The sequence below is a fragment of the Streptomyces sp. NPDC036815 genome, from assembly GCF_055609205.1.
Genome location: NZ_JBVJPW010000012.1, coordinates 72,752 through 88,392, shown reverse-complemented (window position 1 = coordinate 88,392; position 15,641 = coordinate 72,752). Strand labels below are relative to the sequence as shown.

The 15,641-nt window shown below is 71.8% G+C and carries 2 protein-coding genes and 1 pseudogene; all 3 read left to right on the top strand.

Translation table 11 applies throughout. From position 1 onward, the window contains the following. Positions 1–64 precede the first annotated feature (64 nt). Positions 65–12,058 (top strand): annotated as a pseudogene (locus tag ACZ69I_RS24115) (amino acid adenylation domain-containing protein); the annotation flags it as partial. 18 nt (positions 12,059–12,076) lie between these two features. Then, positions 12,077–12,289, top strand: a complete 213-nt coding sequence (locus ACZ69I_RS24110) for an MbtH family protein (protein ID WP_470834489.1) — start codon at positions 12,077–12,079, stop codon at positions 12,287–12,289. A gap of 16 nt (positions 12,290–12,305) precedes the next feature. Next, positions 12,306–15,596: an amino acid adenylation domain-containing protein gene (locus ACZ69I_RS24105; protein ID WP_470834487.1), complete on the top strand. Its 3,291-nt coding sequence runs from the start codon at positions 12,306–12,308 to the stop codon at positions 15,594–15,596. Positions 15,597–15,641 lie beyond the last annotated feature (45 nt).

The window sequence follows — 15,641 nt, the reverse complement described above, 5'->3', positions numbered from 1 at the left end:
ATCCACATCGCGCGGGACAGACCGGCGCTAGAGCTGCTGCTGAGACACGAGGGGAACGCAAGAAGACATGGTGCCGTTGTCGTTTGCGCAGCGTCGGTTGTGGTTCCTGTACCGGTTCGAAGGACCCAGCGCGACGTACAACGTGCCGGTGGTGCTGCGCCTGTCCGGGGACCTGGACGCCGACGCCCTGTGTGCCGCGCTGGGTGATGTGGTCGCGCGCCACGAGGCCCTGCGCACGGTCTTCCCTGAGACGGACGGGCAGCCGTACCAGGACATCCGCCCGGTCGCCGAGGCGCGGCCGGTCGTGGAGGTCGGGCCGGTCACCGAGGCGGAACTGACCGGTGCGGTGGACCGCGCCGTGCGCCATGCCTTCGACCTGGCGACCGAACTCCCGCTCCGTGCCGCGCTGTTCACGCTGTCCGACGCCGTCGACGAGCACGTCCTCATCCTGGTCATCCACCACATCGCCGGGGACGGCTGGTCGATGGGGCCGCTGCTCCGCGACCTCAGCACCGCCTACGCCGCCCGTCGCGCAGGCGGACCCCCCGCGTGGGAGCCGCTCCCGGTCCAGTACGCCGACTACACCCTCTGGCAGCACGAACTCCTCGGCGACGCCGACGACCCCGACAGCCTCCTCGCCGCCCAACTCACCTACTGGAAGCGAGCGCTGGCCGGGCTGCCCGAACGCGTCGAGCTGCCCACCGACTACCCGTATCCCGAGCAGGCCGGGTCCGAGGGCGGCACCGTTCCCGTGCGGATCGACGCCGAACTGCACCAGGCCCTGGCCGCCCTCGCGCGTTCGCGCCGGACGACCGTCTTCATGGTGCTCCAGGCCGCGTTGAGCGTGCTCCTGCACCGGCTCGGCGCGGGCACGGACATTCCCATCGGCACACCCGTCGCCGGTCGCGGCGAGGAGGAACTCGACGATCTCGTCGGCTTCTTCGTCAACACGCTCGTGCTGCGCGCCGACCTCTCCGGCGACCCGACGTTCGAGGAACTGCTCGACCGCGTACGCGAGAGCGACCTCAACGCCTACGCCCACCAGGACGTGCCCTTCGAAGGCCTGGTCGAGGCCCTGAACCCCACCCGCTCCCTCGCCCACCACCCGCTCTTCCAGGTCATGCTCGCCCTGAACAACACTCCGCGCGTGGCGATGGAGTTCGGCGGGCTCAAGGCCACCCCCCAGGCCGTCCGTCTCCAGTCCGCCCGCATGGACCTGTCCGTCAGCCTGGCCGAACAGCACGGCGACGACGGCTCCCCCGCCGGGATCAGCGGTGTGATCTCGTACCGCACCGACCTGTTCGACCACGGCGCGGTCTCCGCCATGGCCGAGCGGTTCACCCGCGTTCTCGAAAGCGGCGTCGCCGCGCCGGAGCGGCGCGTGGGGTCGCTCGACGTCCTGTCGGAGGACGAGCGACGCCACGTACTCGAAGAGTGGAACGACACGGCAACGCCGGAACTGGCCGGTAGCGCGGCCGAGTTGTTCCAGGAGCGCGCGGTCGCCGTACCCGACGCGATCGCGCTCGGCGCCGACGGCGCCGACGTCTCGTACGCGGACCTCAACACCCGCGCCAACCGCCTGGCCCGGCTCCTGGTCGAGCGGGGCATCGGTCCCGAGCACATCGTGGCGCTCGCCATCCCCCGGTCGCCGGACCTGATCACCGCGCTGCTCGCCGTGCTCAAGGCGGGCGCCTCCTATCTGCCGCTGGACACCACCTATCCGGTGGACCGCATCCGCTTCATGCTGCGGGACGCCTGCCCGAGCCTCGTCCTTGCCCACTCCAGCGCGGCCGACATCCTCTCGGAGCAGGACGACACGTCCGTCGTCGTCCTCGACACCCCTGCGGTACGGGAACACCTCGCGGGACTGGACGCGTCCGACCTCACGGACGCCGACCGTCTGACGCCACTGGATCCGGACCACCCCGCGTACGTCATCTACACCTCCGGTTCCACCGGCACGCCCAAGGGCGTCACCGTCCCGCACCGGGGCCTCGCCAACTTCGCGCTCGCGCAGGCCGAGCAGTGGGGCATCGGCGTCGGCTCCCGGGTGCTGCAGTTCCTGTCGCCGAGCTTCGACGCCGCCGCATCGGAGTTCTTCACGGCCCTCCTGACGGGCGGCACGCTGGTCCTCGCCGACGCGGAGCGGCTCACTCCCGGGCCCGACCTCCTCGAACTGCTCCGTACCGAGGAGATCACGCACTGCACGCTGGTCCCTTCGGTGCTGCGGGTGCTGTCCGAGAAGACGCTGCCTGGCACGCTGACGCTGATCGTCGGCGGTGAGGCGTGCGGTCCGGAGATCGTGGAGCGCTGGTCCGCGGGCCGGAAGATGTTCAACGCGTACGGGCCGACCGAGATCACGGTGTGCGCGACGTTGAGCGAGGCGCTGTCGGGGGCGGTGGTGCCGCCGATCGGTCGGCCGATTGCGAATGTGCGGACGTATGTGCTGGATGAGGGGTTGTCTCCGGTGCCGGCGGGGGTGCCGGGTGAGTTGTACGTGGCGGGGGCGGGTGTCGCTCGTGGGTATCTGAACCGTCCGGGGCTGACGGCGGGGCGGTTCGTGGCCGATCCGTACGGGGCTGCGGGGTCGCGTATGTATCGCACCGGGGATGTGGTGCGGTGGAACGGGGACGGCACGTTGCAGTTCCTGGGCCGTGCCGATGACCAGGTGAAGTTGCGCGGGTTCCGTATCGAACTGGGTGAGGTCGAGGCGGCGTTGACCGCGTGCCCGGGGGTGGCGAGTGCGGCCGCGCTGCTGCGGGAGGACCGGCCCGGGGACCGGCGCCTGGTCGGGTACGTCGTGGCCGACGGCGCCGTCGAGGTCGACGTCGACCAGGTCAAGAAGGCCGTCGGGGCCCGCCTGCCCGAGTACATGGTGCCCACGGCCGTGGTGCTCCTGGACACGCTGCCCCTGAGTGCCCACGGAAAGCTGGACCTCCGGGCACTGCCCGTGCCCGACTACACCCGCGCCACCACCACCCCCGCCCGCGCCCCCGGCACGCCGCACGAGCGGATCATCGCCGGACTCTTCGCCGATGTCCTCGGCCTCGACGCCGACCGTGTCGGCGTCGACGACGGGTTCTTCGCCCTCGGCGGCGACAGCATCAGCTCCATCGTCCTGGTCACCCGCGCCCGCGAACACGGACTCGACCTAACCCCCCGCGATGTCTTCAAGGACCAGACGCCCGAGGCACTGGCCCGCAGGGCGCGACCGGCCGGCGGCGGGAACGGCCGGAGCGGCGGAGACGGCACGACTGTCGACCGCGCGGGCGTGGGCGAGGTGCCGCTGACGCCGGTCATGCACTGGCTCCTCGAACCCGGCCACCCCTTCGACGCTTTCCACCAGTCCGTCCTCGTCCAGGTGCCCGGCGGCATCGACCGCGCCCAGCTCGGTGAGGTACTCCAGGCGCTCGTCGATCACCACGACATGCTGCGGGCCCGCCTCGTACGGCGGGACGACGCCGACGCCGAGTGGTTCCTCGACGTCCCGCCGGCCGGTGCGGTGCCGGTCGAGCCGCATCTCACCCAGGTGATGGCCGCCGGTCTCGACGACGAGCGGCGGCGCGAACTCCTCGTACACCACGCGGAGCAGGCATGCGGACGGCTCGCCCCGCACGACGGCGTCATGCTGCAGGCGGTCTGGTTCGACAACGGAGCGGAGGAGCCGGGCCAACTGCTGCTGTCCATCCACCACTTGGTGGTGGACGGAGTCTCCTGGCGGATTCTCCTGCCCGATCTCGCGGTCGCGGGAGCGGCCGTACTCGCCGGACACGCACCCGAGTTGGCGCCGGTCGGCACTTCGTTCCGGCAGTGGGCGCACCGGCTCGCGGAGCTGGCCGTCGAGCCCCGCACCACCGCGACGCTTCCGCAGTGGGCCGACATGCTGTCCCGGCCCGAACCGCGCCTCGGGCAGGACCCTGCGGACGCTGGTGGGATGGAGGGTACGGAGGATCGTTCCGCACGCGACACCGCCGACACCCTGGCCTCGCTGCGCGTGCGCGTACCGGCCGAGCTGACCGAGGCGCTCCTGACCCGCGTGTCCGCCTCGCTGCACTCCACCACCAACGAGGTGCTCCTGACCGGGCTCGCGGTCGCCCTCGCGGGCTGGCGCGACACCTCCCGGCACACCTCTACGCACACCCTCGCGCACACCTCCACGCATACCTCCACGCACACCTCGACCCTCATCGACCTGGAGGGACACGGCCGCCAGGACGACCTCGCCGGGGCGGACACCGCCCGCGTCGTCGGCTGGTTCACCAGCATGGCGCCGGTCCGGCTCGACCCGGGCGCCGTACCGGCCGCCGAGCTGCGCACCGGTGGCCCCGCGGTCGGCCGCGCGCTGCAACAGGTCAAGGAACAGCTGCGCGCCGTCCCCGACAACGGATTCACCTACGGTCTCCTGCGCCACCTCAACCCGGAGACGGCCCCCGTCCTCGCCCAGTTCTCCGGCCCCCAGGTCTCCTTCAACTACCTCGGCCGATTCACGGTGCCGGGCCCCGGCGCCGACACCACGGCCGCGGACTGGCAGCAGGTCCCCGGCAACCCGTCGCTCGGCGGTCTGGACCCGCGCATGCGGGCCCCGCACCCGCTGATGATCAATGCCGTCACCGTGGACTCCGCCGACGGCTCCGCGCTGAGCGCGACCTTCAAGTGGCCCGCGGCCCACTTCCCCCGCCACCGCGTCCAGGAGCTCGCCGACGCCTGGCTGGCCGCGCTCGCCGCCCTCGGCGCGCACGCCGAGGGCCCGGCGGCCGTGGGCCGCACCCCCAGCGATCTCGACCTCGTCGACCTCACCCAGCAGCAGATCGCCCGACTCGAACAGCAGCACCCGGAACTGACCGACGTCTGGCCGCTGTCCCCGCTCCAGGAGGGCATGCTCTTCCACGCCCTCGCCGACGGCGCGGACCCCGACGCCCCCGACGTCTACACCGTCCAGATGGCGCTGCGCCTCGACGGCCACGTGGACGGCAAGGCCCTGCGGGCGGCGGCACAGCGCATGCTGGAACGACACCCCAACCTGCGGGCGGCCTTCCGCCACGAGGGTCTGGACCGACCGGTGCAGGTCATCGAGGAAGGCACTCAACTGCCGTGGCTGGACGTCGACTTGCGCGACGGCGTGGAGTCCGGCGCCGACGACGCCGAAACGGCCCTGGACGCGTTCCTGAGCGGGGAGCGGGCCCGGCGCTTCGACCTGGCGCGGGCGCCGCTCATGCGGTTCGCCCTGGTGCGCCTGGGCGAAGACCGCCACTGCCTGGCCATCACCCAGCACCACATCCTCACCGACGGCTGGTCCTCGACCCTCCACATCAATGAACTCCTCGCCCTGTACCGGCTGTACGCGTCCGGCAGCGACGACTCCGCCCTGCCCAGGGCGACTCCCTACCGCGACTACCTGACCTGGCTCGTGGAGCGCGACCGGACAGCGGCGCAGGACGCGTGGACGCAGGCGATGGCGGGGGCCGAACCCACGTACGCGGCGGCAGTCGCGCCCTCGGCCGCCGACCAGGGGACCGCATCCCTGCCCGAGCGGCTGGTGTCCCACCTGGACGCGGACACCACGGCGGCACTCGACACCCAGGCACGTCGCGCCGGGGTGACCCTCAACACCCTCGTCCAGTGTGCGTGGGGTGTGCTCCTCGGCCGGATGACCGGTCAGGACGACGTCGTCTTCGGTGCCGTGGTGTCGGGGCGCTCTCCCGAGATCCCGGGCGTCGAGAGCATGATCGGTCTGTTCATCAACACGGTGCCGGTCCGGGTGCGGCTGGAGTCGGAGGACACGTGGGCCGATCTGGCCACACGTGTGCAGGACGAGCAGGGTGCGCTGCTGCCGCACCAGCACCTGTCCCTGACGGAGATCCAGCGGGCCGCCGGTACGGGCAGTCTGTTCGACACCGTCGTCGCCTTCGAGAACTACCTGTCTCCCCGCACCACCGACTCCGCCGATTCCGCCGACCCCGTCGAGGAGTCGGGAGGTCTGCGGGTCTCCGGAGCCAAGGGTTACGACGGCGCCCACTACCCGCTGAACCTCGTCATCGTCCCCGGCGCAGAGCTGCGCCTGCGCCTCGACTACCGCCCCGACAACTACACCCGCCCGGACGCGGACGCGCTCCTCGACCGCCTGGTTCGTCTGCTGAGTTCTGTGGCCGAGGATGCGGAGCGTCGGGTCGGTGCGGTGGAGTTGCTGTCCACTGGTGAGCGGGAGCGGGTGGTGGGTGAGTGGGGTACCGGTCCGTCGGTAGAGATGCTGGCGGGGACGGCGCCGGAGGTGTTCGCGGCGCGGGTCGCGCAGGCTCCGGAGGCGGCGGCGGTTCTGGCTGCGGATGGCAGCACCGTCTACTCCTACGGCGAGTTGGATGTGCGGGCGGACCGGCTGGCGCGGCTGCTGGTGCAGCGGGGGGTGAGGGCCGAGCAGGTGGTGGCGTTGGCGCTGCCCCGCTCGCCGGAGCTCATCGTGGCCGTTCTCGCGGTGTGGAAGGCGGGGGCGGCGTATCTGCCCATCGACCCGGCCTATCCGGTGGACCGGATCCGCTTCATGGTCCAGGACGCGCATCCGACGCTGGTCGTAACGGATACGAGCAGCACGCATCTGTGGTCGCAGGACACACCGCTGGTACTCCTGGACGACCCGTCTGTGCAGGCCGAGTTGACGACTCCTGCCCCGGCGGCGGGGCTGGTTGCGGTCACGTCTGAGCAGCCTGCCTACGTCATCTACACCTCCGGGTCGACCGGTGTGCCCAAGGGGGTCGTGCTCACGCACGCGGGTCTGGTGAGCCTGGTGGCCGCCTCGGCGCCGCACCTCGGCGTGGGGCCGGGCAGCCGACTGCTGCAATTCGCCTCCCCCAGCTTCGACGCCGCCACCTGGGACTGGAGCCTGGCCCTGCTCTCCGGCGCCGCACTCGTGGTCGCCGACGCCCCGGACCTCGTCCCCGGCCCCGCACTCACCCGTGTGCTCTCCGCCGCGGGCGTGACCTACTGCATGGTGCCCCCGTCCGCTCTGAGTGTGCTGGACCCGGCACACGTCCCGGAGACGATGACGGTCGTCGTGGGCGGCGAGGCCTGCGGGCCGGACACCGCCGGACGCTGGTCGCTGGGCCGGACCATGCTCAACGCCTACGGGCCCACCGAAACCACCGTGTGCGCGACCCTCAGCGACCCCCTCACCGGGTCGGAGGTCCCGCCCATCGGCCGCCCCATCGGCAATGTGCGCACCTACGTGCTGGACGGGGAACTCTCCCCGGTCCCCGCGGGAATGCCCGGCGAGTTGTACGTGGCAGGGGCCGGTGTCGCCCGTGGCTACCTCAACCGGCCGGGCCTGACCGCCGAACGCTTCATCGCCGACCCCTACGGGCCTCCCGGCTCGCGCATGTACCGCACGGGTGACCTCGCGGCCTGGAACACCGACGGCACCCTGCGCTACCTCGGCCGCACCGACGACCAGGTCAAACTGCGCGGCTACCGCATCGAACTCGGCGAGATCGAAGCCGCGCTGACCGCCTGCCCCGGCGTCACCAGCGCGGCCGCCCTCATCCGCGAAGACCGACCCGGCGACCGACGCCTCATCGGCTACATCGTGAGCGAGCCAGGAACCGACGCCGAACCGGCGGCCGTGCGCGCTCAGATGGCCGACCGCCTGCCCGACCACATGGTCCCGTCCGCTGTCATGGTCCTGGACGAGCTGCCGCTGATGCCGAACGGGAAGCTGGACCGCAAGGCGCTGCCCGCCCCCGACTACACCGGCACGGCGACCTCGTCCCGGGCCCCGCGCGACGCACGCGAAGAGATCCTGGCCGGACTCTTCACCGAAGTCCTCGGCCTCGACCGCATCGGCATGGACGACAGCTTCTTCGACCTCGGCGGACACTCCCTGCTCGCCATGCGCCTCATCGGCCGCATACGAGCCGTCATCGGCGTGAACCTGGCCATCCGCGACCTCTTCACCACCCCGACCGTCGCCGGACTGGCAGGCACCGTGGAAGCAACCACGAACCCGGCCACCCGCCCCGCCCTCACACCCACCACCCGCCCCGAACAAACACCCCTGTCCTTCGCACAACGCCGCCTGTGGTTCCTGCACCGGTACGAGGGACCCAGCGCCACCTACAACGTGCCGCTCGTGCTGCGTTTGTCCGGTTCGCTGGACGCCGACGCCCTGTGCGCCGCGCTGGGTGACGTGGTCGCGCGTCACGAGGCCCTGCGCACCCTCTTCCCGGACAACGACGGCCAGCCGTACCAGGACATCCGCCCGGCCGGCGAAGCCCGGCCCGAGGTGAGCATCGCGACACTCACCGAGGCGGAACTCGACAGTTCGGTGGACCGAGCCGTCCGGCACCCCTTCGATCTCGCCACCGAACTGCCGCTCCGCGCCGCGCTGTTCACCCTGTCCGACGCCATCGACGAGCACGTCCTCGTCCTGGTCATCCACCACATCGCCGGAGACGGCTGGTCGATGGGACCGCTGCTCCGCGACCTCAGCACCGCCTACGCCGCCCGCCGCGCAGGCGAACCCCCCGCGTGGGAGCCGCTGCCGGTCCAGTACGCCGACTACACCCTCTGGCAGCACGAACTCCTCGGCGACACAGGCGACACCGGCAGTCTCCTCGCCGCCCAACTCGCTTACTGGCAGACCTCGTTGGGGGGCCTGCCCGACCGCATCGAGCTGCCCACCGACCACCCGTACCCGGACCGGGCCGGAACTGAGGGCGGCGTGGTCGCGGTGCGCATCGATGCCGAACTGCACCAGGCCCTCGCCACCCTCGCGCGTTCACGCCAGACGACCGTCTTCATGGTGCTCCAGGCCGCGTTGAGCGTCCTTCTGCACCGCCTCGGCGCGGGCACGGACATCCCCATCGGCACACCCGTCGCCGGTCGCGGCGAGGAAGAACTCGACGACCTCGTCGGCTTCTTCGTCAACACCCTCGTGCTGCGCACCGACCTGTCGGGCGACCCCACCTTCGCCGAGCTCCTCGACCGCGTACGCGAGAGCGACCTCAACGCCTACGCCCACCAGGACGTGCCCTTCGAAGGCCTGGTCGAGGCGCTCAACCCCACCCGCTCCCTCGCCCACCACCCGCTTTTCCAGGTCATGCTCGCGTTCAACAACACCCCACGAGCAGAGCTGGAGTTCGCGGGGACGCAGGCCTCCGTGCGGCCCGCGGGATTCCACGCGGCACGCACGGACCTGGCCCTGAGCCTGGCCGAACGGCACGACGAGGACGGCTCCCCCGACGGGATCTCCGGTTCCCTCACCTACCGCACCGACCTGTTCGAGCAGCACACGACGAACGCGCTGGTGCAGCGGCTGCTGCGCGTGTTGCGTACCGTCGTGGCCGATCCCGACCAGGGCATCGCCTCCGTCGACGTCCTGTCCGACGACGAGCGGCACCGGGTGCTCGAAGAGTGGAACGACACGGCTGCCTCGGCACCCGCCGCCACCGTGCCCGAGCTGTTCCGGGCACAGGCCGCGGCCACGCCCGACGCCACCGCCCTGATCGCCGACGGCACCCACCTCACGTACGACGAGCTCAACACCCGCGCCAACCGCCTGGCCCGGCTGCTGCGGGAACGGGGTGTCGGCGCCGAACACATCGTCGCCCTCGCCCTCCCCCGCTCACCGGAACTGATCACCGCACTCCTCGCCGTACTCAAAACCGGCGCCGCCTACCTACCCATCGACACCACCTACCCGGCGGAACGCATCCGCCACATGATCCAGGACGCCCGCCCCACCCTCGTCCTCACCCACACCACCACCGCCGGTCTCTGGCCGCAGGACACCCCCACCGTCCACCTCGACGACCCCGCCCTCCAGGCACAGACCGCGGCGCTCGACGCCACCGACCCGAACGTCACACCCGACCCCGCCCACCCCGCCTACGTCATCTACACCTCCGGCTCCACCGGCACCCCCAAGGGCGTCACCGTTCCCCACCGGGCTCTCGCCAACTTCATGGACGACATGAGGGGCCGGGTCGGTGTCCGGGAGGGGGACCGTTTCCTGTCCGTGACGACGATCGCGTTCGACATCGCCGGGCTGGAGATCTACCTGCCTCTCCTGTGCGGCGCCGCGGTGGTGCTGCCCGGCGCCTCGGTGGCCAACGAGCCGCTCGCCATGGTCCAGTTGATCGCCGACGCCGGGGTCACCGTGGTGCAGGCAACGCCCTCACTGTGGCGGGAGTTGGCCGCGGTGCCCGGCGCGGCGGACCTCGGTCTGCGCCGTGTGCTGGTGGGCGGCGAGGCCGTCTCCGCGGACCTGGCGGAGACCCTCCGCGGTCTCGGCCGGTCGGTGACGAACGTGTACGGGCCCACCGAGACGACCATCTGGTCGACGGCCGCCGACCTCGACCGTGCCGACGGCTCGGTCGCTCCGCCGATCGGCCGTCCGATCGCGAACACACGTGTGTACGTGCTGGACGCCGCGCTGCGTCCGGTCGCGCCGGGTGTGCCCGGTGAGTTGTACGTGGCGGGGGCGGGCCTCGCGCGGGGCTACCTGAACCGTCCGGCACTGACGGCGGAGCGGTTCGTCGCCGATCCGTACGGGCCCGCCGGGTCACGTATGTACCGCACGGGTGACCTCGCGGCCTGGAACACCGACGGCACCCTGCGCTACCTCGGACGTACCGACCACCAGGTCAAGCTGCGCGGCTACCGCATCGAACTCGGCGAGATCGAGGCCGCGCTGACCGCCTGCCCCGGTGTCGCGAGTGCGGCCGCGCTCATCCGCGAGGACAGCCCCGCCGACCACCGCCTGGTCGCCTACGTCGTACGCGACAACGGCAGCGGCAACGGCACGCCACTCGACCTGCAAGACCTCCGGGACCGGCTGAAGCTCGCACTGCCCGAACACATGGTGCCCACCGCCCTCGTCCCCCTCGACGCGCTCCCCCTGACCCCCAACGGCAAGCTCGACCGCGCGGCCCTGCCCGCGCCCGACTACGCGGGCTCCACCGCCCCCACCCGGGCCCCCGGCACCCCGCACGAGCGGATCATCGCCGGACTCTTCGCCGAGGTCCTCGGCCTGGACGTCGCCCTGATCGGCAGCGACACGAGCTTCTTCGCCCTCGGCGGGCACTCGCTGCTCGCGATGCGCCTGATCGGCCGGATCCGTGCCGCCCTCGGCGCGCAGTTGCGGCCCAGGGACTTCTTCGAGGCACCCACCGTGGCCGGATTCGCCGAGCGGCTGCGCGGGGCGGCGAAGGCGGAGGGCGACGTCCTGCTGCCGCTGCACCTGGAAGGGGACCGGGCGCCGGTCTTCTGCGTCCACCCCGCGGGCGGCCACAGCTGGGGCTACTACCACCTCAAGGACCATCTGCCCCCGGGCCACCCGCTCTACGGCCTCCAGGCCCGCACCCTCCTCCAAGGTGCGGAGCCCCCGGCCACGCTCTCGGCGATGGCCGCGGACTACGTGGAGCAGCTGCGTTCGGTGCGGCCCAGTGGCCCGTACCACCTCGTCGGGTGGTCGTTCGGCGGTCTCGTCGCCTTCGAGATGGCCACGCAACTGCAGGAGCAGGGCGAGGAGATCGCGCTGCTCGCCCTCCTTGACGCGTTCCCGACCACGGCGAGGAGCGGCGCCGAGCCGGTTCCCGCGGACGAGGACAGCATGCTGAGGATGATCGCCGCGAACGCCGGATACGATCCGGAGGCCATCACCACCGTCGGTGCCGGCGAGCCGCTGACACCGACCGCGTTGAGCGCGTTCTTCCAGCAGGTCGGCGCGGTGATGGCCAACCTCACCGCGGACGACCTCGGCACGTTCGCGCACACGTTGCGGCACAACGCCGGTATCGGTGCCGCCTTCACACCCGGTGTGTTCCGCGGCGACCTCCTCGTACTGACGGCGGAGCTCGGGCGGGACGGGTCCAGGACCGCTTCCGGCAAGGGACGGGACGCCTGGGCGGCACACGTCACCGGGCGGGTCGACGAACACCAAGTGCCGTGCTCACACGACGACATGTTGCTGCCGCACATCCTGAAGCCGGTGGGCGAGATCCTCTCCGGCGCCCTGCAAGCCCCCCTCCCTCCATCCGCCCCCCTCCCTCCATCCACCCTCAACCCGTAATCCCCTCAAGGAGCTGACATGACGAACCCCTTCGAGAACCCGGACGGCACGTACGTGGTGCTCGTCAACGACGAGAACCAGCACTCGCTCTGGCCGGTCATCGTGGACGTGCCCGCGGGCTGGACCGTCGCGCACCCGAGCGACACGCGCGAGGCCTGCCTGCGCTTCATCGAGGAGAACTGGACCGACATGCGCCCGCGCAGCCTCGCGCAGCGCATGGCCGACAAGTAAGGAGATGGGGAAGAGCGTGGTGTCCCCGACCGCCCGTCCCGCAGCCGGCTACGACCGTGCGCGGCACGGCATCCACAATCTGCGCCGTGCCGAGGTCATAGCCGCCCCCCGGCTCTACTGGAAGGCGATTTCCGAGCTTCCGCCCGTCTTCTACGACGAGGTGGGAGGCGTCTGGGTCTGCTCGGGGTACGCCGAGTCGGTCGAGATCCTCGCCAACCACCGGGCGTTCTCGTCCGCGCGCCACCACTCCCCCGACGACCTGGCGGCGCGCGGCATGAGCGGCATCGTACCGACCGCCGAGATGCTGTCCGCCCAGTTCCTCTTCACCGACCCGCCCGACCACACCCGGATCAGGAGCGCCCTGCGCGGCGAGTTCGCACCGGCCGCCATGGACCGGCAGGACCCGGCCCTGCGGGCGATCGCCGACCGGGTCCTGGACACGCTGCCCGACGCCGGAACCATCGATCTGGTACGGGACTTCGCGGAACTGCTGCCCGAGCACCTGATGACGCATCTGCTCGGCATGGCGGGGCGCGGCGCGGAACTCACCGAGTGGGCCGACGCCTACGAGCGGCTGCTCAGCAGCGTCTCCACCTTCCCCAGCCGGGCCGACCTGGAGACGGTCCCCCTCCTCGACAAGGCGCTCGCCGGGCTGCGCGAGCTGGCCGCCGAACGCCTCGCCGCGCCCGGGGACGACCTCGTCTCCACCCTGGCGACGGCCCTGCGGGACGACTTCGCCTTCGGTCCCGCGCAGGAGCCGCCCGCCGAGCTGCTCCAGCTCGTCGCCGCCAACGCGCTGGTCCTGGTCGCCGGCGGCTACCAGACCCTGACCCACCTCGTCTCCAGCGGACTGTTGCTGCTCGCGGAGAACCCGGAGCAGCTGCGGCGGCTGCGGCAGGACCCCTCGCTCGTCGACTCCGCCGTGTCCGAGGTGCTGCGGGTCGACGGGTCGAGCCAGTACGTGGGCCGGCACGCCGTGCGCGACATCGAGGTCGGCGGGGCGCGGATGAGGGCCGGGGACGGCGTCCTCGTCCTGCTCGCCGCGGCCAACCTCGATCCCCGCAAGTTCACCGATCCCACCGCCTTCGACGTCGCGCGCAGCGAGGGCCGCCACCTCGGGTTCGGCTCAGGCCCGCACTACTGCCTGGGCGCGCCGTTCGCCGAACGCCTGGCGCGCTGGGCGATCCTCGGCTTCATCGAGCGCTACGAGCGGTTCGGGCTCTCGCCCGCGGAGTCGGAGCCGGTGGAGTGGGGACCGCACTGCAACACCCGCTCGCGGCGCCGGGCAGCGGTGCTCGTCGGCCCTACGGCCGACGTGGCGCCGATGGCCGACGTGGTGCCGATGGCCGACGTGGTGCCGATAGCCGACGTGGTGCCGACGGCCGACGTGGTGCCGACGGTGGCCGTCAAGACGGTCAGCGATCTCGAACGGCATCAGATCGTCGCCGAGTGGAACGACACCGGCGCCGACGACGGCGCCGCCCAGGTCTGCTGGCAGCTGCTCTTCGAGGAGCGTGCCCGACTGGCGCCGGACAGCACGGCGGTCGAGGACGAGGGCGTCGCGTACTCGTACGCGGACATCGACGCGCTGGCGAACGGGGCCGCGCACCGGCTGCGCGACCTGGGCGTGGAGCCCGAGACGGTCGTCGCGATCAGCATGGAACGCTCCGTGCGGCTCGTCGTCGCGATCCTCGCCGTGGCCAAGGCGGGCGGCGCCTTCCTGCTCGCCGCCGCCGACTGCCCCGGCGAGCGGCTGAGGACCATGCTGGAGCAGACGTCCGCGCGGCTCGTCGTCGCCGACGACGCCACCGGTGACCGGATCGCGGCTCTGGGGGTCGCGGCCGACGTCGTACGCCTCGATCCGGCGGTGCGCGCCGCCACCCCGCCGATCACCGGCGTCGCGCCGGGCAACACCGCGTACGTCGTGTTCACCAGCGGCACCACGGGCCGGCCGAAGGCCATCGCCAACAGCCACGAGGCGCTGACGAACCTGCACATCGGCCAGCGCAAGGTGTTCCGGATCCGGCCGGAGGACCGGGTCCTCCAGTTCCTCTCGCTGAACTTCGACGGCTGCATATCCGAGGTCGTCCTCGCCCTGCTGTGCGGGGCGACGCTGGTCGTCGCGCGGTCCGCGCAGCTGACCCCCGGCCCTCCGCTGCTGCGGCTGCTGCGCGAGCGACGGGTGAGCGCCGCCATCATGACGCCGTCGGTGTGGTCGGTGCTCGGCCACGATCCGCTGCCCAACCTGCGCGTCGCGGCCTTCGCGGGCGAGCGGCTGCCCGGCGCCCTGGTCCGCCGCTGGACGGCGCCGGGCCGCAGGCTCCTCAACCTCTACGGTCCCGCCGAAGCGGCGGTCTGGTCCACCTGGCACGAGTGCGCCGGTGAGGACGACCCGCCGATCGGGCGCCCGGTCGCGGGCAAACGCGTCTACGTCCTGGACGAGGAGCACCGGCTCCTTCCGGCCGGGAGCCCGGGCGAGCTGTACATCGCCGGGACCGGCGTCGGCCGTTATCTGGGGCGCCCCGACCTGATGGCCGAGTCGTTCGTGCCCGACCCGTTCGCGGGACGGCCGGGACGGTTGATGTACCGCAGCGGTGACCTGTGCGTGTGGCGGGAGGACGGCTCGCTGGAGTACGTCGGCCGCCGCGACCGGCAGGTCAAGATCCGGGGGCAGCGCGTCGAGCTGTACGAGGTGGAGCGCGTTCTGGAGAAGGCGCCCGGGGTGGCCGCCTGCCATGCCGTCGAGCGTGACGACAGGCTGCACGCCTTCGTGGTGCCCGAGCGGCCGGGTTCCTGGGACGAGCAGGCGGTACGTCGCCATCTCGCGGAGCGTCTGCACGGCGGCATGATTCCGACGGCGTTCACCGTCACGGAGGAGCTGCCGCTCACGTCGGTCGGGAAGGTGGGCGCGAAGGCGGGGCAGCGGCGCGAGACGGAGGCGCCCGCGGTGCCTGCGGTTCCCGTGCCCGCGGTTCCCGTGCCTGCCGTACCCGTACCCCTTCCCGGGTCCGTACCCCTTTCCGGGTCCGTACCCCTTTCCGGGTCCGTGTCCGGCGCCGACGCCGGTTCCACCCGCGTCACATGGGAGCTGGCCCAGCTGCTCTCGACGTGTCTGCGCGTGCCGCAGGCGCACGTGAAGCTGGACACCGACTTCTTCGCGGCGGGCGGTGACTCCTTGGCCATGGCCGAGTTCATGGCGGCCGCCGAGGACCGTTTCGGCGTGGTGATCGACATACAGCGACTGCTCGACGAGCCGACCCTGGTCGGCCTGGTGCAGCTCGTCAGCGAGGGACGAACGGCTCGGTGAACAGCTCAGTGAACGACGCGGTAGCAGCCGTAACAGCAGTGCCAC